The 20,597-nt window shown below is 57.4% G+C and carries 27 protein-coding genes; 3 read left to right on the top strand and 24 right to left on the bottom strand.

Going from position 1 to position 20,597, the window contains the following annotated elements; genetic code table 11:
- Positions 1 to 61 precede the first annotated feature (61 nt).
- Entirely contained in the window at positions 62 to 817 is a 756-nt protein-coding gene (locus L8I05_RS22340) for an alpha/beta fold hydrolase (RefSeq protein ID WP_242171544.1), read from the bottom strand.
- A complete protein-coding gene (locus L8I05_RS22335) occupies positions 807 to 1,916 on the bottom strand; it encodes a DUF3182 family protein (protein WP_242171543.1) in 1,110 nt (369 codons plus the stop codon). Before L8I05_RS22335 ends, L8I05_RS22340 begins: the two co-directional genes overlap by 11 nt.
- Before the next feature lie 239 nt (positions 1,917 to 2,155).
- Between L8I05_RS22335 and L8I05_RS22330 the strand changes: the two genes are divergently transcribed.
- Positions 2,156 to 2,716, top strand: a complete 561-nt coding sequence (locus L8I05_RS22330) for a cysteine hydrolase family protein (RefSeq protein WP_197626621.1) — start codon at positions 2,156 to 2,158, stop codon at positions 2,714 to 2,716.
- 21 nt (positions 2,717 to 2,737) lie between these two features.
- Here the strand turns inward: L8I05_RS22330 and tam are convergent, their stop codons facing one another.
- On the bottom strand, positions 2,738 to 3,499 hold the full coding sequence (gene tam, locus L8I05_RS22325) for a trans-aconitate 2-methyltransferase (protein WP_242171542.1): 762 nt from the start codon (positions 3,497 to 3,499) through the stop codon (positions 2,738 to 2,740).
- 115 nt (positions 3,500 to 3,614) lie between these two features.
- Between tam and L8I05_RS22320 the strand changes: the two genes are divergently transcribed.
- Positions 3,615 to 4,523 (top strand): LysR family transcriptional regulator, encoded by a 909-nt coding sequence (locus L8I05_RS22320; RefSeq protein WP_242171541.1) that lies wholly within the window; start codon positions 3,615 to 3,617, stop codon positions 4,521 to 4,523.
- Between the two features lie 67 nt (positions 4,524 to 4,590).
- Here L8I05_RS22320 and L8I05_RS22315 read toward each other — a convergent pair whose 3' ends face one another.
- Positions 4,591 to 5,118, bottom strand: a complete 528-nt coding sequence (locus L8I05_RS22315) for a single-stranded DNA-binding protein (protein ID WP_010467282.1) — start codon at positions 5,116 to 5,118, stop codon at positions 4,591 to 4,593.
- A 9-nt stretch (positions 5,119 to 5,127) separates the two neighbouring features.
- Positions 5,128 to 6,522: an MFS transporter gene (locus L8I05_RS22310; protein ID WP_177018102.1), complete on the bottom strand. Its 1,395-nt coding sequence runs from the start codon at positions 6,520 to 6,522 to the stop codon at positions 5,128 to 5,130.
- Positions 6,523 to 6,700: 178 nt separating this feature from the next.
- Here L8I05_RS22310 and uvrA point away from each other — a divergent pair, with 178 nt between their 5' ends.
- Positions 6,701 to 9,535 (top strand): excinuclease ABC subunit UvrA, encoded by a 2,835-nt coding sequence (gene uvrA, locus L8I05_RS22305; RefSeq protein ID WP_242171540.1) that lies wholly within the window; start codon positions 6,701 to 6,703, stop codon positions 9,533 to 9,535.
- A 65-nt stretch (positions 9,536 to 9,600) separates the two neighbouring features.
- Here the strand turns inward: uvrA and bfr are convergent, their stop codons facing one another.
- The 19 genes from bfr to rplN all read right to left on the bottom strand — a co-directional run bounded on the left by bfr (position 9,601) and on the right by rplN (position 20,584).
- Positions 9,601 to 10,065: a bacterioferritin gene (gene bfr / locus L8I05_RS22300; protein ID WP_015886133.1), complete on the bottom strand. Its 465-nt coding sequence runs from the start codon at positions 10,063 to 10,065 to the stop codon at positions 9,601 to 9,603.
- Between the two features lie 155 nt (positions 10,066 to 10,220).
- Complete coding sequence (locus L8I05_RS22295) at positions 10,221 to 11,666, bottom strand: catalase (protein ID WP_277931884.1); 1,446 nt, start codon at positions 11,664 to 11,666, stop codon at positions 10,221 to 10,223.
- Between the two features lie 240 nt (positions 11,667 to 11,906).
- A complete protein-coding gene (gene rplQ, locus L8I05_RS22290) occupies positions 11,907 to 12,293 on the bottom strand; it encodes a 50S ribosomal protein L17 (RefSeq protein WP_003176402.1) in 387 nt (128 codons plus the stop codon).
- 41 nt (positions 12,294 to 12,334) lie between these two features.
- Positions 12,335 to 13,336 (bottom strand): DNA-directed RNA polymerase subunit alpha, encoded by a 1,002-nt coding sequence (rpoA, locus tag L8I05_RS22285; RefSeq protein ID WP_003176403.1) that lies wholly within the window; start codon positions 13,334 to 13,336, stop codon positions 12,335 to 12,337.
- 22 nt (positions 13,337 to 13,358) lie between these two features.
- Complete coding sequence (gene rpsD / locus L8I05_RS22280) at positions 13,359 to 13,979, bottom strand: 30S ribosomal protein S4 (protein ID WP_003210056.1); 621 nt, start codon at positions 13,977 to 13,979, stop codon at positions 13,359 to 13,361.
- Between the two features lie 18 nt (positions 13,980 to 13,997).
- Positions 13,998 to 14,387 (bottom strand): 30S ribosomal protein S11, encoded by a 390-nt coding sequence (rpsK, locus tag L8I05_RS22275; RefSeq protein WP_002555466.1) that lies wholly within the window; start codon positions 14,385 to 14,387, stop codon positions 13,998 to 14,000.
- 30 nt (positions 14,388 to 14,417) lie between these two features.
- The gene (gene rpsM, locus L8I05_RS22270; RefSeq protein ID WP_024077676.1) at positions 14,418 to 14,774 is read right to left on the bottom strand and encodes a 30S ribosomal protein S13; all 357 of its coding nucleotides are present in this window, start codon (positions 14,772 to 14,774) and stop codon (positions 14,418 to 14,420) included.
- 129 nt (positions 14,775 to 14,903) lie between these two features.
- Positions 14,904 to 15,020: a 50S ribosomal protein L36 gene (gene rpmJ / locus L8I05_RS22265; protein ID WP_002555468.1), complete on the bottom strand. Its 117-nt coding sequence runs from the start codon at positions 15,018 to 15,020 to the stop codon at positions 14,904 to 14,906.
- A gap of 27 nt (positions 15,021 to 15,047) precedes the next feature.
- Positions 15,048 to 16,376 (bottom strand): preprotein translocase subunit SecY, encoded by a 1,329-nt coding sequence (gene secY / locus L8I05_RS22260; RefSeq protein ID WP_071485371.1) that lies wholly within the window; start codon positions 16,374 to 16,376, stop codon positions 15,048 to 15,050.
- Positions 16,377 to 16,814 (bottom strand): 50S ribosomal protein L15, encoded by a 438-nt coding sequence (gene rplO, locus L8I05_RS22255; RefSeq protein ID WP_003176407.1) that lies wholly within the window; start codon positions 16,812 to 16,814, stop codon positions 16,377 to 16,379. It abuts the gene before it with no gap.
- Between the two features lie 3 nt (positions 16,815 to 16,817).
- Positions 16,818 to 16,994 carry a 50S ribosomal protein L30 gene (gene rpmD / locus L8I05_RS22250; protein ID WP_003176408.1) on the bottom strand — a complete coding sequence of 59 codons (177 nt, stop codon included), beginning with the start codon at positions 16,992 to 16,994 and terminating at the stop codon, positions 16,818 to 16,820.
- Between the two features lie 2 nt (positions 16,995 to 16,996).
- Positions 16,997 to 17,497 carry a 30S ribosomal protein S5 gene (gene rpsE, locus L8I05_RS22245; RefSeq protein ID WP_003176409.1) on the bottom strand — a complete coding sequence of 167 codons (501 nt, stop codon included), beginning with the start codon at positions 17,495 to 17,497 and terminating at the stop codon, positions 16,997 to 16,999.
- Between the two features lie 3 nt (positions 17,498 to 17,500).
- A complete protein-coding gene (gene rplR, locus L8I05_RS22240; protein ID WP_003186037.1) occupies positions 17,501 to 17,851 on the bottom strand; it encodes a 50S ribosomal protein L18 in 351 nt (116 codons plus the stop codon).
- A 10-nt stretch (positions 17,852 to 17,861) separates the two neighbouring features.
- Positions 17,862 to 18,395 carry a 50S ribosomal protein L6 gene (gene rplF, locus L8I05_RS22235; protein ID WP_003176412.1) on the bottom strand — a complete coding sequence of 178 codons (534 nt, stop codon included), beginning with the start codon at positions 18,393 to 18,395 and terminating at the stop codon, positions 17,862 to 17,864.
- A 12-nt stretch (positions 18,396 to 18,407) separates the two neighbouring features.
- Positions 18,408 to 18,800 carry a 30S ribosomal protein S8 gene (rpsH, locus tag L8I05_RS22230; RefSeq protein WP_010566853.1) on the bottom strand — a complete coding sequence of 131 codons (393 nt, stop codon included), beginning with the start codon at positions 18,798 to 18,800 and terminating at the stop codon, positions 18,408 to 18,410.
- Positions 18,801 to 19,008: 208 nt separating this feature from the next.
- Positions 19,009 to 19,314, bottom strand: coding sequence for a 30S ribosomal protein S14 (rpsN, locus tag L8I05_RS22225; RefSeq protein WP_003176414.1), 306 nt, complete (start codon positions 19,312 to 19,314; stop codon positions 19,009 to 19,011).
- Between the two features lie 13 nt (positions 19,315 to 19,327).
- On the bottom strand, positions 19,328 to 19,867 hold the full coding sequence (gene rplE / locus L8I05_RS22220) for a 50S ribosomal protein L5 (protein ID WP_003194642.1): 540 nt from the start codon (positions 19,865 to 19,867) through the stop codon (positions 19,328 to 19,330).
- A gap of 22 nt (positions 19,868 to 19,889) precedes the next feature.
- Complete coding sequence (rplX, locus tag L8I05_RS22215; RefSeq protein ID WP_003176416.1) at positions 19,890 to 20,204, bottom strand: 50S ribosomal protein L24; 315 nt, start codon at positions 20,202 to 20,204, stop codon at positions 19,890 to 19,892.
- A gap of 11 nt (positions 20,205 to 20,215) precedes the next feature.
- A complete protein-coding gene (gene rplN, locus L8I05_RS22210) occupies positions 20,216 to 20,584 on the bottom strand; it encodes a 50S ribosomal protein L14 (RefSeq protein ID WP_002555479.1) in 369 nt (122 codons plus the stop codon).
- Positions 20,585 to 20,597: the final 13 nt, after the last annotated feature.

Here is a 20,597-nt window from a genome sequence, read left to right as displayed (position 1 = left end):
TGGAATGCATTCCACTGTGGGAGCCGGGCTTGCCCGCGATGGCGCTTGAGAGGGCAACGCTTTATCGGGACTGGATGATGCTCAACCGCTCGCCCACCACCATCTCGGTAATCCAGTCCACCAGGATTGAGGTGTAGGCCTGCTGCGACACCGGGTCGCTCAACGAGTGGTCGGCGCCGTCGATGATGCGGTGGGTCAAGGAATGAGTCTGCTGACACGCCGCGCGGTAACTCATGATGGTGGCGTGGGGCACGTGGTCGTCGGTTTCCGACTCGACAATCAGCACATCGCCGGTGAATTTCGCGCAGGCATGCAGAGCGCGGTTGGTTTCGGCGTGCACCAGGGTGCTGCGGTAATCCATCAGGTCGACCTTGTCCAAGTCGCGTTTGGGCTTGAGCCATTCCTGATCGCGGTACAGCGCCGGCACGCGCAGCGCCAGCCAGCGCACCGGGCGCAATGAGGTGAGAATCGCCGCCAGGTAGCCCCCGTAGCTGGTGCCCACTACCGCTACGGCCGAGGTGTCGATGGCCGGGTGCGACAGCAAGCGGTCGTAGGCCGCCAGCAGGTCGCGCAGGTTGTCTTCGCGGGTGACGCGGGACAACGGAATACCGGTGCCGGCGTGGCCGCGCAGGTCGAAGGTCAGGCACACGCAGCCTAACCCGGCGATGCCTTTGGCGCGCTCAAGGTCGCGCTCCTGGCTACCGCCCCAACCGTGCACAAACAACACGCCAGGAACTTTGGATTTTGGGCTCAGGAAGGTGCCGCTCATCTGTTCGTCGTCGATATCGATCGCAATGCTTTCGCTTCTAGCCGTCATAAGATTTAACCGTCACGTACTTGAGAAGAAAGTCGCTGTTTTCTGCGGGGCCGCGATACACCTCAATGGCGTCTGCCGGCAGCGGTTGGTCCACGTAGGTTTCCACCGATGAAACGCGAATAGCGCGCAGGCCGGGCTTGTTGATAAAGCTCTGCAACGCCGCGACTTCCGCGCTGCTGGCCCCGCCCATGCGCCAGGATTGTTCGAGCACGCCGCTACGGCGCTGGCCTTCACTGTCCAGGCCTTGGGCGATGTCGTAGTTGCGCCGTGAGGCGTAGAAACCAGGGTAGGCCTGATCGGCCGCCGTGTCGAAAACCTGGGCTTGCTCGATGGCCTCACGTACGTCGTCGGGCAGGTCGAGCTTCAACAAGTCTTCGTAATAGCCGGGCACCACCAGCAGGTTGGAGCCGCCATAGACGTCTTCGCCCTGCCCGTCCTGGGTGAGGTATTGCTCGCCGCAGTAGCTGAACACGTGATCGCCGATAAAACTCTGGCCCACGCTGTGGGTGACCACCTCGCGCAGGTCTTGCTCCAGCACCACGCCTTCGGCGAACAACTGCTGCGCTTCGGGCCGCGCCAGTAACGCTTCGAACTCGTCGAGACTGTGGATAACTTCTTGCCCGCGGCCAGCGCAGGCATGCACGGGTTTCAGGCGGATCGGCCCGCTGTAGAGCAAGCGCGTGGCGGCGGGCAACGCATCTTTCAGGGCGAACACACTCAGGCCGTCGAGCACGACTTTGCGCACACGCTCGCAGAACAACGGCGACCAGCCTTCGGGCGCCGTGGATTCAGGGCTGAACACGCCATGGGTGATGGCTTTGGTGCAGATGAAATCGTGATCGACGTAACCGCCCCATAGGTCGTGCGGGCCTGTGACGTTGAGCTTGAGTGCCTGGGCGGCGCCGACCAGGGTTTGCGTAGGCAACAGATACAGTTCACGGTCGGCGTGTTTCTGCGGGTCATAGCTGCCGCCGAACTTGAGCCCCAGGATCTGCGCCAGCCAGCGCGCCAGTGCGAGGTTGGTGCTGACTTCGTGCTGCGGTGCGCCTGCTCGTGTTGAGTGAGCGACCACCAGTTTCTTGCGTTGAGTCGGGGTCATGCGTCCCCCTTGGCTATCCTGCCATGTGTGTGAATAGACCTTTGCAGGGATCAAGCCAAGGCACGACTGAAAAGGATGGTTGTTAAATCAACCAGTTACTGAAAAAGTAGTGGCAGTAGGCCTGTTTGATTCTGCACGACACGAGGTTAAACACGCGGCGTTCTGCACGATTCACACGGCCCTCGCCTGGCGCCAGCTAAGCTGCTGGAAGCCAGCCCACCGACCACGAGGCATCACGTATGGCCAAGCAAGCGCTCATCCTGATCGACATCCAGAACGACTATTTCCCCCAAGGCAAGTGGCCACTCGACGGCGTGGAAGCGGCGGCAGACAAGGCCGCGCAAGTGCTGGCTGCCTTTCGTCAGGCCGGTGATGCCGTGATTCATGTGCGCCATGAGTTCACCGCCGACGATGCACCGTTCTTCACGCCGGGCTCCGAGGGCGCGCATCTGCATGCCAAGGTGCTGAATGAGGCGGATGAGCCGGTGGTGCTTAAACACTTCGTGAATGCGTTTCGCGGAACTGATCTGCGGGCCTTGCTGGAAAAACGCGCCATCACCGAGGTGGTCGTGGTGGGCAGCATGAGCCATATGTGCATCGACGGCGTGGTGCGGGCCGCTGCGGACCTGGGCTACAAGGTGACGGTGCTGCATGATGCGTGCGCCACGCGGGATCTGGAATTCAATGGGCAGGTGATTCCGGCGGCGCAGGTGCATGGGGCCTTTATGGCTTCATTGGCCTTTGGTTATGCGGGTGTGGTGTCGACGGATGAATACTTGAAGGCCCAAGCGGCGGCATAACCGCCACTTGTCTGCAAGGGTTCAGCGGGTAGCGATGATGAACAGGCGGGGAAATGGCAGTAACACCGTGCCATCGCCCAGGGCTGGGTAAGCCTGGGTAATACGCGCCTGGTATTCCTGTAGGAAAGCGGCTTTTTCACTGTCGCTCAACGGCGCAAGAAAGGGCCGCAACGCCGACGCCTTGAACCACTCCACCACCGCCGCGGAATCCGCCAAGGGATGCTGATAGGTGGTGCGCCATACGTCGACGGTGCTGCAGTGTTTGCTCAGCAGCTCGTAGTAGTAACTCGCGGTGTGGCGCTCATTGTGTTTCACCGCGCCGATCTTCGCCGACCATGGGCCTTCGGCAGCCACTTCGCGGGCCAGGCGGTGGGCAGGTTCGTCGAGGTTGTCCGGGGTTTGCACGGCCAGCGTGCCGCCAGGTGTCAGTTGGTTGACCAAGTGCGGATACAGCGTGGCGTGATCCGGCAGCCATTGCAGGGAGGCGTTGGCCAGAATCACGTCGAATTTTTGTGCCGGACTCCAGGCACCGATATCCGCTAATTCAAAGCTCAGCGCCGGTAGCCGCTTGCGCGCATCCACCAGCATGTCGTCGGAGCTGTCCAGGCCGGTGACGTGCGCCTGAGGAAAACGCTCGGCCAACACCTCGGTGGAATTGCCAGGGCCGCAGCCCAGGTCGACGGCGCTGCGCACATCGGTAGTGGGAATGGCCGCGACCAGGTCACGGACGGGGCGTGTGCGCTGCTGTTCAAACATCGTGTACTGCTTGGATGACCAGGTCATCGCGGCGTTCCTTCTTGTTGAGGTTGGCCACAGCCTAAATCTTGTGAGCCATGAGAACAAATGCCAGGATTGGTGACCTCCCATACCTTGAAAGTATCCTTATGTTGGAACTCTTATGTTGGAATTTCGCCAGCTCAAAGCCTTCATTGCGATTGCCGAAGAAGGCTATATCACCCGCGCGGCAGAGCGCCTGGGGATGCAGCAACCGCCGCTGACCCGGCTGCTGCAAAGCCTTGAAGCCGAACTGGGCGTGATGTTGATGGAGCGTCTGCCCCGTGGCGTGCGCCCGACCACCGCCGGGCTGGCCTTGTTGGATGAGGCCCGCAACATTCTCGCCCAGGTTGAAGGGGTAACCGACGTGGTGCGCCGTGCAGCTCGCGGTGAGCGCGGCCGCTTGGCGATTGGCTTCACCAGCTCCGCTGCGCTGCACCCGTTCGTGCCCAGCGTGTTGCGGCTGTTTCGCGAAACCTTTGTCGGCGTCTCGGTGGTGCTGGAAGAAGCGGGCACCGGCGAGCTGTTGGACGCGCTGGTGCATGAAAAACTCGACGCGGCGTTTATCCGCTCGCCGCTCAGCGGCACGCAATCGTTGCAAGACCAACCGATTCTGGTGGAGCCGATGTTGCTGGCGCTGCCTACCGATCATCCGCTGGCCATCGACGCGCAATCGCCCCTGCCCTTGGCCGCGTTGGCGACCGAAGCGTTTGTGCTGTATCGCCGCCGCGTAGGGTTGGGTTTGTATGACGCGATTCTGGTGGCTTGCCGTGAAGCAGGGTTCAGCCCGCAGGTGGTTCAGGAAGCGCCACGCATGACCGCGACATTGAGCCTGGTGGCGGCGGGACTTGGGGTGTCCATAGTGCCGGCGTCGATGCAAAGGCTGCGTGGGGACGGCATCGTTTATCGCGAACTGACCGAGTGTCGTAGCCTGGTGGCACCGTTGCACTTGGCCACGCGGGTCGGTGACGGCTCGGCGGTTTTGCGGCGTTTCAAGGAGATGGTGGTGGCAGCGGCTGCGGCAGAGGCCTGATCATCGGCAATAAAAAACCCCCGAGGCCTGGGCCATCGGGGGTTTTGTGCGTTCTGGGTGCTGGACCTTAGAACGGGATATCGTCATCAAAGCTGTCGAAATCCGGAGCCGGCTGTGGTGCGGCCTGTTGTGGAGGCGGCGCCTGGCGCGACTGTTGCGGTGCCGACTGCTGCGGGCGCGGAGCCTGCTGGCGTGGGGCCGGAGCGGACTGCTGGTAGTTGTTGCCGCCGCCTTGTTGGTCGCCCTGTTGTGGACGGCCGCCGAGCAGTTGCATGGTGCCTTGCATGTCGACCACGATTTCAGTGGTGTAACGCTTGATGCCGTCTTTTTCCCACTCGCGGGTTTGCAGTTTGCCTTCGATGTAGACCTGCGAACCTTTGCGCAGGTATTCACCGGCGATCTCTGCGACCTTGCCGAACATCGACACGCGGTGCCATTCGGTTTTCTCGACCTTCTGGCCGGTTTGCTTGTCGGTCCACTGTTCGCTGGTCGCCAGACTCAGGTTGGTCACGGCGTTACCGTTAGGCAGGTAGCGAACTTCGGGATCCTGGCCGCATGTACCGACCAATATGACTTTGTTAACCCCACGGGCCATAACGTTCTCCTAGGCTGGGCGCGCTGTCGGCACTGGGTTGACCAGTTGCTCGAGCGTCGCGCGATCCAATAATTCGGTGTCCAATTTGATGTAAATGGCCGCCTCTTCAGCGACCACAACTGCATCTGTTACCCCAACGACGGCCTTCAGGCGCTCGACCAGACCGCTTTCACGGATCGCCTCAGGCGATAGCGGCAAACGCAGACTTGTGACGTAGGGAGGTTCGCGCATGGTAACAGCAAAGGCCAGCCAAAGTGCAGCCAGCCCGGCGCATCCGAGGAACACAACCGACAAACCGCCATGCTGGAACATCCAGCCGCCCATGATGCCGCCCAGCGCAGAACCCAGGAACTGGCTGGTGGAATACACCCCCATCGCCGTGCCCTTGCCACCGGCGGGTGAAACTTTACTGATCAGCGAAGGCAACGAGGCCTCCAGCAGGTTGAACGCGGTAAAGAACACCACCGTACCGATTACCAGCGCCCGCAGGCTATCGCCGAACTGCCAGAAGAATAGCTCAGTGAGCATCAGCGTCGCGACGGCGCCGAGCAAAACTCGTTTCATTTTGCGTTTCTTCTCGCCGTAGATGATGAACGGGATCATGGCGAAGAACGAGATCAACAAGGCGGTGAGGTAGACCCACCAGTGCTGCTCCTTGGGCAGGCCGGCTTTTTCGACCAGCGCCAGAGGCAAGGCAACGAAGCTGCACATAAGCATGGCGTGCAACACGAAGATACCCAAATCCAGGCGCAGCAGGTCCGGATGCTTGAGCGTCGGCAACAATGCCTTGCGTGCCACGCCGGACTCACGGTGCTGCAACGTGCCGGTGGAACGCGGCACCATGAACGCCACGATCACGATCCCGAACAACGCCATGCCGCCCGTGGCCAGGAACAGCCCGTGCAAGCCAAAGGCGCGCGTCAGCAATGGGCCGACCACCATGGCCACCGCAAACGACAGGCCGATGGTCATGCCGATCATGGCCATGGCCTTGGTGCGATGTTGCTCGCGGGTCAGGTCCGAGAGCAGCGCCATGACGGCGGCGGAAATCGCACCGGCGCCCTGCAGGACGCGTCCGGCGATTACGCCCCAGATCGAGTCGGACTGTGCCGCGAGGACACTGCCGAGGGCGAACACGATGAGCCCGAGGTAAATCACCGGCCGACGGCCGATGCGGTCGGAAATGATCCCGAACGGAATCTGAAACAGCGCCTGGGTCAGGCCGTAGGCGCCAATCGCCAGGCCAATCAATGCGGGGGTTGCGCCTGCGAGATCCATTCCATAGGTCGCCAGCACCGGCAACACCATAAACATGCCAAGCATACGGAAGGCGAACACCAGGGCCAGACCGCTTGCCGCTCGGGTCTCGCCGCTACTCATGCGTTCGCTGTGGGGATCGTGCATGGAAAAACCTCGTGTGAACCGGCGGCGATTCTACCAGTCCCATCGATTGAGAGGGTATATGCGGCGCTTTGCCGCGCAGCTTTCATGTAAGGCTGCACCCGGCACTTTGACAGTGTATATTCATCCAGTCTTTAGCCGTATACTCCTGCATTATTTACGCCCGCCGTGCGAGGCCATCTTGGACAAGATCCTGATTCGTGGGGCTAGAACCCACAACCTGAAGAACATCGACCTGACCCTGCCCCGGGACAAACTGATCGTCATCACCGGCCTGTCCGGCTCCGGCAAATCGTCACTGGCGTTCGACACGCTGTATGCCGAAGGTCAGCGTCGCTATGTGGAATCGCTGTCGGCCTATGCCCGGCAATTCCTGTCGATGATGGAAAAGCCCGACGTCGACACCATTGAAGGCCTGTCGCCGGCGATCTCCATCGAGCAGAAGTCGACGTCCCATAACCCACGCTCCACCGTGGGCACCATTACCGAAATCTACGACTACCTGCGCTTGCTGTATGCGCGCGTGGGTATTCCGCGCTGCCCGGACCACGATATTCCCCTGGAAGCCCAGACCGTCAGCCAGATGGTCGACCTGGTGCTGGCCCAGCCGGAAGGCGCCAAGCTGATGCTGCTGGCGCCGGTGATTCGAGAGCGTAAAGGCGAACATCTTTCGGTTTTTGAAGAACTGCGTGCGCAAGGTTTTGTGCGCGCACGTATCAACGGCAAGCTCTATGAGCTGGATGAAGCGCCGAAGCTCGACAAGCAGAAGAAGCACTCCATTGATGTGGTAGTCGACCGCTTCAAGGTCCGCGCCGATTTGCAACAGCGCCTGGCCGAGTCGTTCGAGACCGCGCTGAAGTTGGCGGACGGTATTGCACTGGTCGCACCGATGGACGACGAGCCGGGCGAAGAGATCATCTTCTCCGCGCGCTTTGCCTGCCCGATCTGTGGTCACGCGATCAGCGAGCTGGAACCCAAGCTGTTTTCCTTCAACAACCCGGCTGGCGCCTGCCCGACCTGTGATGGCCTGGGGGTTAAGCAGTTCTTTGACATCAAGCGCCTGGTCAACGGTGACCTGACCCTGGCGGAAGGTGCGATACGCGGCTGGGACAGGCGCAATGTCTACTACTTCCAGATGTTGGGGTCGCTGGCATCGCACTATAAATTCAGCCTGGAAGTGCCGTTCAACCAACTGCCGGCCGAGCTGCAAAAAGTCATCCTGCACGGCAGCGGCTCGCAGAACGTCGACTTCAAATACCTGAACGACCGTGGCGATATCGTCAAACGTTCGCACCCGTTCGAAGGTATCGTGCCGAACCTGGAGCGTCGCTACCGCGAGACCGAGTCGGCGAGCGTGCGCGAAGAGCTGGCCAAGTTCCTCAGCACTCAGCCTTGCCCGGATTGCCGGGGCACTCGCCTGCGTCGTGAAGCACGGCATGTGTGGGTGGGTGAGAAGACCTTGCCGGCAGTGACCAATCTGCCGATTGGCGACGCGTGTGAGTACTTTGGAGTGCTCAAGCTGACCGGACGACGTGGGGAAATTGCCGACAAGATCCTCAAGGAGATTCGTGAGCGCCTGCAGTTCCTGGTTAACGTTGGCCTGGATTACCTGTCGCTGGATCGCAGCGCCGATACCCTGTCAGGCGGCGAAGCCCAGCGGATCCGTTTGGCCAGCCAGATTGGTGCCGGCCTCGTGGGCGTGTTGTACATCCTCGATGAACCGTCGATTGGCTTGCACCAGCGAGACAACGACCGCCTGCTGGGAACGCTGAAGCACCTGCGGGATATCGGCAACACGGTGATCGTGGTCGAGCACGATGAAGATGCGATTCGCCTGGCGGATTATGTGGTCGACATTGGCCCGGGTGCGGGTGTGCACGGGGGGCATATTGTTGCCGAGGGCACGCCTGCCGAGGTCATGGCTCACCCGGACTCGTTGACCGGTAAGTACCTGTCCGGCCGCGTGAAGATTGAAGTGCCGGCCAAGCGTACGCCACGCAACAAGAAGCTGGCGCTGCACCTCAAGGGCGCGCGCGGCAACAACTTGCGCAATGTCGACCTGGAAATCCCACTGGGTTTATTGACCTGTGTGACCGGTGTATCCGGTTCGGGCAAGTCGACGCTGATCAACAACACGCTGTTCCCACTGAGCGCCACTGCCTTGAACGGCGCGACAACCCTGGAAGCGGCTGCGCACGACAGCATCAAGGGCCTTGAGCATCTGGACAAAGTCGTCGACATCGACCAAAGCCCGATTGGCCGTACGCCGCGCTCCAACCCGGCGACCTATACCGGGTTGTTCACGCCGATTCGCGAACTGTTCGCCGGCGTACCGGAGTCCCGCTCGCGGGGTTATGGGCCTGGCCGGTTCTCGTTCAACGTCAAGGGCGGGCGCTGCGAAGCGTGCCAGGGCGATGGCCTGATCAAGGTTGAGATGCACTTTTTGCCGGACATCTACGTGCCGTGCGATGTGTGCAAGAGCAAGCGCTATAACCGCGAAACTCTGGAGATCAAGTACAAGGGCAAGAGCATCCACGAAACCCTCGAAATGACCATCGAGGAAGCACGGGTGTTCTTCGACGCGGTTCCAGCGTTGGCGCGCAAGCTGCAAACGCTGATGGATGTGGGCCTGTCGTACATCAAGCTGGGGCAATCGGCGACTACCTTGTCCGGCGGCGAGGCGCAGCGGGTGAAGTTGTCTCGTGAGCTGTCCAAGCGTGACACCGGCAAGACCTTGTATATCCTCGATGAGCCGACCACGGGTCTGCACTTTGCGGACATTCAGCAGTTGCTGGACGTGCTGCACCGCCTGCGCGACCACGGCAACACAGTGGTGGTGATTGAGCACAACCTGGATGTGATCAAGACTGCCGATTGGCTGGTGGACCTGGGGCCGGAAGGCGGTTCCAAGGGCGGCCAGATCATTGCGGTGGGCACGCCGGAACAGGTTTCCGAGATGCCGCAGTCGCATACCGGTTACTACTTGAAGCCGTTGTTGGCACGCGATAAAGCCTGATTTGTCTGGCGCATGAAAAAGCCCCTGTCACTTTGCGTGACAGGGGCTTTTTTTGTAGCCGGGAATCAGAACTGCGATTGCAGGTAATTCTCCAGACCAACCAATTTGATCAGGCCCAGCTGCTTTTCCAGCCAGTAGGTGTGATCTTCTTCGGTGTCATTCAACTGCACCCGGAGGATTTCGCGGGTGACATAGTCGTTGTGCTGCTCGCAGAGCTCGATGCCCTTGCAGAGCGCGGCACGCACCTTGTACTCGAGGCGAAGATCGGCTGCGAGCATGTCAGGCACCGTGGTGCCCACATCCAGGTCGTCGGGACGCATGCGTGGCGTGCCTTCGAGCATAAGAATACGGCGCATCAGCGCGTCGGCATGCTGTGCCTCTTCTTCCATTTCATGGTTGATACGTTCGTAGAGCTCAGTAAAGCCCCAGTCTTCGTACATACGCGAATGGATGAAATATTGGTCACGCGCTGCCAGTTCGCCCGTCAGCAACGTGTTGAGGTAATCGATTACGTCGGGGTGACCTTGCATCGCCCTACATCTCCCTGCTTGAAAGTCTGTAGTTTGAACCATCATGACCCGGAGGTCACCAGACCAACGGCAGAAAAGCGAAGATTTTCTGAGAAAAGTAGCGGAAATAACGCAAAAACCGCCCTAATGAGGGCGGTTCTGCTTCTCGTTTAGAGTCAGCTAAGCGTTACGCCCAGCGTCGTTGCAATGCCTTGGCCGTAATCGGGGTCGGCTTTGAAGAAGTGCTGCAACTGGCGCTGAACCACATCCCTGCTCACGCCATCCATAGCCCCGGCAATGTTATTGATCAGCAGGGCCTTTTGCCCGGCATCCATCAAACGGAACAGTGCGCCTGCGTGACTGTAGTAGTCGGTGTCTTCACGCTGATCGTAGCGATTCGCCGCGCCATTGAGTGCCAGAGGTGGCTCAGCGTATTGAGGCGCCTGTTGTGGCGTACCAGCGACGCTGTTTGGTTCATAGTTAGGAGACGCACCTCCGAAACCAAAGGACATCGAACCGTCACGCTGATTGTTATTAACCGGGCTTAAGGGAGCATTGACCGGCAACTGCTGGTGGTTGGTGCCAACACGATAACGGTGAGCATCCGCATAAGCGAAAACGCGGCCTTGAAGCATGCGGTCCGGCGAAAGACCAACACCCGGAACCATGTTGCTTGGGCCAAAGCATGCCTGCTCGACTTCAGCAAAGTAATTCACCGGATTACGGTCCAGCACGAGCTCGCCAACCTCGATCAGCGGAAACTCCTGCTGTGACCAAGTTTTGGTCACGTCAAACGGGTTTTCGTAGTGAGCTTCAGCCTCGGCTTCGGTCATGACCTGAATGTTGACGCTCCACTTGGGAAAGTCGCCCCGCTCGATAGCGTTGAACAGGTCACGCTGAGCGTAATCAGGATCAGTGCCGGCAATGCGAGTCGCCTCTTCAGGCGTCAGGTTCTTGATACCTTGCTTGGTTTTGTAGTGCCACTTGACCCAATGGCGCTCCCCTTTAGCATTGATCAGGCTATAGGTATGACTCCCGAAGCCGTGCATATGGCGGTAACCGTCTGGAGTGCCACGATCCGAGAACAGGATGGTGATCTGGTGCAGCGCCTCAGGAGAGAGCGACCAGAAATCCCATACCATCTGTGCACTTTTCAGATTCGTTTGCGGCAACCGCTTTTGGGTGTGAATGAAGTCGGGAAACTTCAGCGGGTCGCGGATGAAGAACACTGGCGTGTTGTTGCCAACGATGTCCCAGTTGCCTTCTTCGGTATAGAACTTCAAAGCAAAGCCCCGCGGGTCACGCGCGGTATCCGCAGAGCCTCGCTCGCCGCCAACGGTGGAGAATCGAAGGAAAGTAGGTGTTTCTTTACCAACGGATTCGAACAGCTTCGCACTGGTGTACTGGGTGATGTCCCGGGTTACGGTGAATTTACCGTGAGCGCCCGAACCCTTGGCGTGTACGCGACGCTCAGGAATGTTTTCACGGTTGAAGTGCGCAAGCTTTTCGATCAGGTGAAAGTCATCGAGGAGCAACGGGCCACGCGGACCGGCAGTACGGGAGTTCTGGTTATCCGCAACGGGGGCGCCGCTGGCGGTAGTAAGGATATTACTCATGCTCAATCTTCCTCTGGTCAGGCTAGGAACTGCCGGCTAATCGGCTTGGAGGGAGTATTGACCATCAAGATGACACCATCAAATGCATTAAATCATGGACTTTGATAGAAAATAACTAATACAGAACCTCAACGGATAGCGGCGGGTTTATTAGAGAACCGGCAGTGACGTGAGAAATATAGCCGGTTTTCGACCGCCCACAAAAAACCGGGCACTAGGCCCGGTTCTCTGTTGCAGACTGTCGTCTTACTCGGCGCTTACAGCTTCGCCGGCAGTAGCACGATCAACCAACTCGACGTACGCCATAGGCGCGTTGTCGCCAGCACGGAAACCGCACTTGAGGATGCGCAGGTAGCCACCCTCACGGGTAGCGTAACGCTTGCCCAGGTCGTTGAAGAGCTTACCAACGATAGCTTTCGAACGAGTACGGTCGAAAGCCAGACGGCGGTTAGCCAGGCTGTCTGTCTTGGCCAAAGTGATCAGCGGCTCAGCAACGCGACGCAGTTCTTTAGCTTTCGGCAGTGTAGTTTTGATCAGCTCGTGCTCGAACAGCGACACCGCCATGTTTTGAAACATGGCCTTGCGGTGCGAGCTGGTACGGCTCAGGTGACGACCACTTTTACGATGACGCATGGTTCATTCCTTACCAAACTCACGTTCGGTGATTACGACGATCAGGCAGTCGCCTTGTCGTCCTTCTTAAGACTTGCAGGCGGCCAGTTGTCGAGGCGCATGCCGAGGGACAGACCGCGGGAGGCCAGAACGTCCTTGATTTCAGTCAAGGATTTCTTGCCCAGGTTCGGAGTCTTCAACAGTTCTACTTCGGTACGCTGAATCAGGTCGCCGATGTAGTAAATGTTTTCCGCCTTAAGGCAGTTAGCCGAACGTACAGTCAGTTCCAGATCGTCAACCGGGCGAAGCAGGATCGGATCGATCTCGTCTTCCTGCTCGATTACCACTGGTTCGCTGTCACCTTTGAGGTCGACGAACGCAGCCAACTGCTGTTGCAGAATGGTTGCAGCGCGGCGGATAGCCTCTTCAGGATCCAGAGTACCGTTGGTTTCCAGATCAATAACCAGCTTGTCCAGGTTAGTACGCTGCTCGACACGGGCGTTTTCCACCACGTATGCGATACGGCGAACCGGGCTGAACGAAGAGTCAAGCTGCAAGCGACCAATGCTGCGGCTTTCGTCTTCATCGCTCTGACGCGAGTCGGCCGGTTCATAACCACGACCACGAGCTACAGTGAGCTTCATGTTCAGGGCGCCGTTAGACGCCAGGTTAGCGATTACGTGATCGGGGTTAACGATCTCGACATCATGATCCAGCTGAATATCGGCAGCGGTAACCACCCCCGAACCCTTCTTCGACAAGGTCAGCGTAACTTCGTCACGGCCGTGCAGCTTGATAGCCAGACCTTTAAGGTTCAACAGGATTTCAATTACGTCTTCCTGTACACCTTCGATGGCGCTGTACTCGTGGAGCACACCGTCAATCTCGGCCTCGACTACTGCACAGCCGGGCATTGAGGACAACAGGATGCGGCGCAGCGCGTTGCCCAGGGTGTGGCCAAAACCACGCTCGAGAGGCTCGAGAGTGATCTTGGCGCGGGTTGGACTGACAACCTGCACATCAATGTGGCGGGGTGTCAGGAACTCATTTACCGAAATCTGCATGGATGCACCTATTTTCTAGCCCTTACTTGGAGTAGAGCTCGACAATCAGGCTTTCGTTGATGTCGGCGGACAGATCACTGCGAGCAGGAACGTTCTTGAAAACGCCCGACTTCTTCTCAGTGTCTACTTCTACCCATTCTACGCGGCCACGTTGGGCACACAGATCGAGAGCTTGGACAATGCGAAGTTGGTTTTTTGCTTTCTCGCGAATCGCGACTACGTCACCAGCACGAACCTGGTAAGACGGTACGTTAACGGTTTGGCCGTTTACGCTGACGGATTTGTGCGATACCAGCTGACGGGATTCGGCACGAGTCGAACCAAAGCCCATACGGTATACAACGTTGTCCAGACGGCATTCGAGCAGTTGCAGCAGGTTTTCACCGGTTGCACCTTTTTTGCCAGCAGCTTCTTTGTAGTAGCCGCTGAACTGACGCTCGAGAACGCCGTAGATACGACGGACCTTCTGCTTTTCACGCAGTTGGGTGCCGTAATCGGACTGGCGACCGCGGCGTTGGCCGTGGATACCAGGTGCTGCTTCAATGTTGCACTTCGATTCGATCGCGCGCACGCCGCTCTTCAGGAAGAGATCGGTGCCTTCGCGACGAGCGAGTTTGCATTTTGGACCAATGTAACGAGCCATTCTTTACAATCTCCTGGATTACACGCGGCGCTTCTTCGGCGGACGGCACCCGTTGTGCGGGATTGGCGTCACGTCGGTGATGCTGGCGATCTTATAGCCACAGCCGTTCAAAGCACGGACAGCAGACTCACGACCTGGACCTGGACCTTTGACGTTAACGTCGAGGTTTTTCAGGCCGTATTCCAGCGCAGCTTGACCAGCACGTTCAGCAGCTACTTGAGCAGCGAACGGCGTGGACTTGCGGGAACCGCGGAAACCCGAACCACCAGAGGTAGCCCAAGACAGCGCGTTACCTTGACGGTCGGTGATGGTCACGATGGTGTTGTTAAAAGAAGCATGGATGTGGGCGATGCCATCAACCACTGTCTTTTTAACTTTTTTACGAGGACGAGCAGCAGGTTTTGCCATGATAATTTTCCTGTCGATTCGCTGGGGCGATTACTTGCGGATCGGCTTACGCGGACCTTTACGGGTACGCGCGTTAGTCTTGGTACGCTGACCGCGTACTGGAAGACCACGACGATGACGCAGACCGCGATAGCAACCGAGGTCCATCAAACGCTTGATTTTCATGTTGATTTCGCGACGCAGGTCACCTTCAGTGGTGAACTTCGCCACTTCGCCACGCAGCAATTCAATCTGCTCGTCGCTCAGATCCTTGATCTTAGCGGCTGGGTTTACCCCAGCAACTGCGCAAATTTTCTGCGCAGTAGTGCGACCAACACCATAGATGTAGGTCAGCGAGATAACAGTGTGCTTGTTATCTGGAATGTTAACGCCTGCAATACGGGCCATTCAGTGGGACTCCAATTGACAGCTACCTACGCCCCGGAAGCCAAGAAATAGGGCGCGAGATAATATCGCTGTAATAACAAATAATCAACCCGGCAGCGCACTAGCTGCCGGGCTTCAAGCGGATCACACTCAGCCTTGGCGCTGTTTGTGACGCGGTTCCGCGCTGCAAATTACTCGAACAACACCTTCGCGGCGAATAATCTTGCAGTTACGGCACAGCTTTTTCACCGATGCACGAACTTTCATCACCAACTCCTCGAACCTTATGGGTACTCAGCGCAACATGCCGCTGCCGTAACCCTTCAGGTTGGCTTTCTTCATCAGGGATTCGTACTGGTGCGAAACGAGGTGCGATTGTACTTGGGACATGAAGTCCATCACAACCACGACCACGATCAGCAACGAGGTCCCGCCAAGGTAGAACGGAACGTTTGCTGCAACCACCAGGAACTGGGGCAACAAGCAGACGGCCGTCATATATAGAGCACCGAACAGGGTCAAACGAGTCAGAACGCCATCAATGTAGCGTGCAGACTGCTCACCTGGACGGATACCCGGAATAAAGGCACCGGACTTCTTCAGGTTTTCCGCTACGTCTTTCGGATTGAACATCAACGCCGTATAGAAGAAGCAGAAGAAAATAATCCCTGCACTAAACAGCAGAATATTCAACGGCTGACCAGGAGCGATCGACTGAGAGAGGTCCTGCAGCCAGCCCATGTTTTCAGACTGACCAAACCAGGTACCCAACGAAGCCGGAAACAGCAAAATGCTGCTCGCGAAAATTGCCGGAATAACACCGGCCATATTCACTTTCAGCGGCAAGTGGCTGGTCTGCGCAGCGAAGACCTTGCGGCCCTGCTGACGCTTGGCGTAGTGAACAGCAATACGACGCTGGCCACGCTCAATGAACACCACAAAACCGATAATCGCTACTGCCAGCAAACCGATAGCAACCAAGGCGAAGATATTGATATCACCCTGACGTGCAGACTCGAAAGACTGTCCAATTGCTCTCGGAAGACCGGCGACGATACCTGCGAAAATCAACATCGAGATACCGTTACCAACACCACGCTCAGTAATCTGCTCACCCAGCCACATCATAAACATCGCACCAGCCACAAATGTGGATACCGCGACGAAATAGAAGCCAAAGTCACCAGTGAACGCAACACCCTGCCCGGCCAAGCCAACGGACATGCCGATAGCTTGAACCAGGGCAAGGATGACAGTGCCGTAGCGGGTGTACTGGCTAATCTTGCGACGGCCAGCTTCACCTTCCTTCTTCAACTGCTCCAACTGCGGGCTGACGGCGGTCATCAACTGCATGATGATCGATGCCGAAATGTACGGCATGATCCCCAGTGCAAAGATACTCATCCGTTCCAGCGCGCCGCCGGAAAACATGTTGAACAAGCTAAGAATGGTCCCCTCATTCTGTCGAAACAGGTCTGCGAGTCGGTCCGGGTTGATACCTGGAACCGGGATGTGTGCGCCTATTCGGTAGACGATAATCGCCAGGAACAGAAAACGCAGACGAGCCCAAAGTTCAGACATACCGCCTTTGCCGAGCGCTGAGAGAGCACCTTGCTTAGCCATTTATTCCTCGAACTTGCCGCCAGCTGCTTCGATAGCCGAACGCGCACCTTTGGTGGCGCCGATTCCCTTGCCGATAGTGACAGCGCGAGTCACTTCACCGGACAGCATGATTTTCACACGCTGTACGTTGACGTTGATCACGTTGGCATCTTTCAGGGTCTGCACAGTAACGATGTCGCCTTCCACTTTAGCCAGCTCGGACAAACGCACTTCTGCGCGGTCCATGGCTTTCAGGGATACGAAACCGAACTTAGGCAGGCGACGATGCAGCGGCTGTTGACCGCCTTCAAAGCCTGGAGCGATGGTGCCACCGGAGCGGGAGGTTTGACCTTTGTGGCCACGGCCACCAGTCTTACCCAAACCGCTACCGATACCACGGCCCGGACGATGCTTTTCGCGACGGGAACCCGGCGCTGGACTCAGATCATTGAGTTTCATCGATTAACCCTCTACACGCAGCATGTAGTAAGCCTTGTTGATCATCCCGCGATTCTCGGGAGTATCCTGGACTTCTACAGTGTGACCGATGCGACGCAGACCCAAACCTTTAACGCACAGTTTGTGGTTAGGAATGCGGCCGGTCATGCTTTTGATCAGCGTTACTTTAACGGTAGCCATGATCAGAAGATCTCCTTGACAGTCAGACCACGCTTGGCAGCGATGGACTCAGGAGATTGCATAGCTTTCAAACCTTTGAAAGTGGCGTGAACCACGTTTACCGGGTTAGTCGAGCCGTAGCACTTGGCCAGAACGTTCTGAACGCCAGCAACTTCGAGGACAGCACGCATAGCGCCGCCAGCGATGATACCGGTACCTTCAGAAGCAGGCTGCATGTACACCTTCGAAGCGCCGTGAGCGGACTTCATAGCGTACTGCAGAGTGGTGCCGTTCAGATCAACCTGGATCATGTTGCGACGAGCAGCTTCCATTGCCTTCTGGATCGCAGCAGGCACTTCACGTGACTTGCCACGGCCGAAGCCAACACGCCCTTTACCATCACCCACCACGGTCAACGCGGTGAAAGTGAAGATACGGCCGCCTTTAACGGTTTTGGCTACGCGGTTAACTTGAACCAGCTTCTCAATGTAGCCTTCGTCGCGCTTTTGGTCGTTATTTGACATAACTTAGAACTCCAGCCCAGCTTCACGAGCAGCATCAGCCAGCGCTTTAACGCGGCCGTGGTACTTGAAGCCAGAGCGGTCGAAAGCCACTTGCGAGACGCCAGCGGCCTTAGCACGCGTAGCGACCAGCTGGCCAACCTTTGTGGCCGCGTCGATGTTGCCAGTGGCACCATCACGCAGTTCTTTATCCAAAGTCGAGGCGCTTGCCAGGACTTTGTTGCCGTCGGCCGAGATGACCTGGGCGTAGATGTGCTGCGACGAGCGGAACACGCAGAGACGCACGACTTCGAGTTCGTGCATTTTCAGGCGTGCTTTGCGAGCGCGACGCAGTCGAGTAACTTTTTTGTCGGTCATTTGCTATGCCCTACTTCTTCTTGGCTTCTTTACGACGGACGACTTCGTCCGCGTAGCGCACACCTTTGCCTTTGTACGGCTCTGGTGGACGGAAGTCGCGGATCTCAGCGGCCACCTGACCTACCAGCTGCTTATCAATACCCTTGATCAGGATATCGGTCTGGCTAGGGGTCTCAGCGGTGATGCCTTCCGGCAGTTCGTAATCCACTGGGTGCGAGAAGCCAAGGGCCAGGTTCAAAACCGTGCCTTTTGCTTGCGCTTTGTAACCAACACCGACCAGCTGGAGCTTACGCTCGAAGCCTTGGCTTACGCCTTGGACCATGTTGTTTACCAACGCACGCGTGGTACCGGCCATTGCGCGAGTTTGTTGATCGCCATTGCGAGCAGCGAAACGCAGCTCACCAGCTTCTTCAACGATCTCAACGGACGAATGGATGTTCAGTTCAAGAGTGCCCTTGGCACCCTTCACCGAAAGCTGTTGGCCTGCGAATTTGACTTCGACACCGGCTGGCAGCTTAACGGGGTTCTTAGCGACGCGAGACATGCTTATCCCCCCTTAGAACACAGTGCAAAGAACTTCGCCGCCGACACCGGCAGCGCGCGCAGCACGATCCGTCATCACACCTTTGTTGGTGGAGACGATAGACACGCCCAGACCGCCACGAACTTTCGGCAGATCTTCAGCGGACTTGTACTGACGCAGGCCTGGACGGCTAACGCGCTTCACTTCCTCGATGACCGAACGGCCTTCGAAGTATTTCAGCTCGATGGACAGCAGTGGTTTTGTTTCGCTGCTGATCTGATAACCCGCAATGTAGCCTTCGTCTTTCAGGACTTTGGCAACAGCTACCTTCAACTTGGAAGATGGCATGCTTACGACGGACTTTTCAGCCATCTGGGCATTACGGATACGAGTTAGCATGTCCGCTAACGGGTCCTGCATACTCATGGGCTAGACGCTCCTAATACAAAAAAATTAGCCTTGCGGCTACATATGTCGCCGAGAATCTCCGAGCATAGAAAACACGGGCTCAGGCGAGCCGGGTATTCTAGACACACTCCGGAAATGAAACAAGCCCCAAAAGGGGCTTGTTCCAGATTCAAGGTCACCGGTGGTCAGTATCTTGCGACGCAAACCACCTGGACTTCGAAAGTACTTACCAGCTGGCTTTAACCAGACCTGGTACGTCACCACGCATTGCCGCTTCACGCAGTTTGTTACGGCCGAGGCCGAACTTGCGGTAAACGCCGTGTGGACGACCGGTCAGGCGGCAGCGGTTACGCATGCGCGAAGCGCTTGCGTCACGTGGCTGCTTCTGCAGAGCAACTGTAGCTTCCCAACGCGCTTCTGGACTTGCGTTCAGATCAACGATGATTGCTTTCAGTGCTGCACGCTTCTTGGCGTACTTGGCAACCGTGAGCTGACGCTTCAGCTCGCGGTTTTTCATGCTCATCTTGGCCATGGTCCTACTCCAATCAGTTGCGGAACGGGAATTTGAAAGCACGCAACAGGGCGCGACCTTCATCATCGTTCTTGGCAGTGGTGGTCAGGGTGATGTCCAGACCGCGGAGAGCATCGATCTTGTCGTAGTCGATTTCCGGGAAGATGATCTGCTCTTTCACGCCCATGCTGTAGTTACCACGACCATCGAAGGACTTGGCATTCAGGCCGCGGAAGTCGCGAACCCGAGGCAGGGAGATCGACAGCAGACGATCCAGGAATTCGTACATACGCTCACGGCGCAGAGTCACTTTGACGCCGATCGGCCAACCTTCACGGACTTTAAAGCCAGCGATGGATTTCCGAGCGTAAGTCACAACGACTTTTTGACCGGTGATCTTTTCAAGGTCGGCAACAGCGTGCTCGATGACTTTTTTGTCACCGATCGCTTCGCCCAGACCCATGTTCAGGGTGATTTTGGTAACGCGCGGAACTTCCATCACGTTCCCGAGCTTAAGTTCTTCCTTAAGCTTAGGGGCGATTTCCTTCCGGTAAATCTCTTGTAGTCGTGCCATGGTCTAATCTACCTAGCAGTGTTCAAGCATCAACCGCTTTTTGGGTCGACTTGAAGACACGAATTTTCTTACCGTCTTCTACTTTGAAACCAACGCGGTCAGCCTTGTTGGTTTCGCCGTTGAAGATGGCGACGTTAGAAGCGTCCAGCGGAGCTTCTTTCTCGACGATACCGCCCTGCACGCCCGACATCGGGTTAGGCTTGGTATGACGCTTGACCAGGTTCAGACCACCGATAACCAGACGGTTATTAGCGAGAACCTTAAGCACCTTACCGCGCTTACCTTTGTCTTTGCCGGCGATCACGATGATCTCGTCGTCACGACGAATCTTTTGCATGTCGGATCTCCTTACAGCACTTCTGGGGCGAGCGAGACGATCTTCATGAACTTCTCAGTACGAAGTTCACGGGTCACTGGCCCAAAGATACGGGTGCCGATCGGCTCTTGCTTGTTGTTCAGAAGAACAGCAGCGTTGCCATCAAAGCGGATAATGGAGCCATCTGCACGGCGTACGCCGTGACGAGTGCGGACTACAACAGCAGTCATCACTTGGCCTTTTTTCACTTTACCGCGAGGAATTGCTTCCTTCACGGTAACTTTGATGATGTCACCGATACCAGCGTAACGACGATGGGAGCCACCCAGCACCTTGATGCACATAACACGGCGAGCGCCGCTGTTATCGGCCACATCGAGCATGGATTGAGTCTGAATCATATAATTTCTCCGA

Source organism: Pseudomonas sp. MONT-RG-20F-20-E-7-02 (assembly GCF_022662395.1).
Taxonomy (GTDB): Bacteria; Pseudomonadota; Gammaproteobacteria; order Pseudomonadales; family Pseudomonadaceae; genus Aquipseudomonas.
This window is presented reverse-complemented; position numbering and strand designations above follow the sequence as displayed.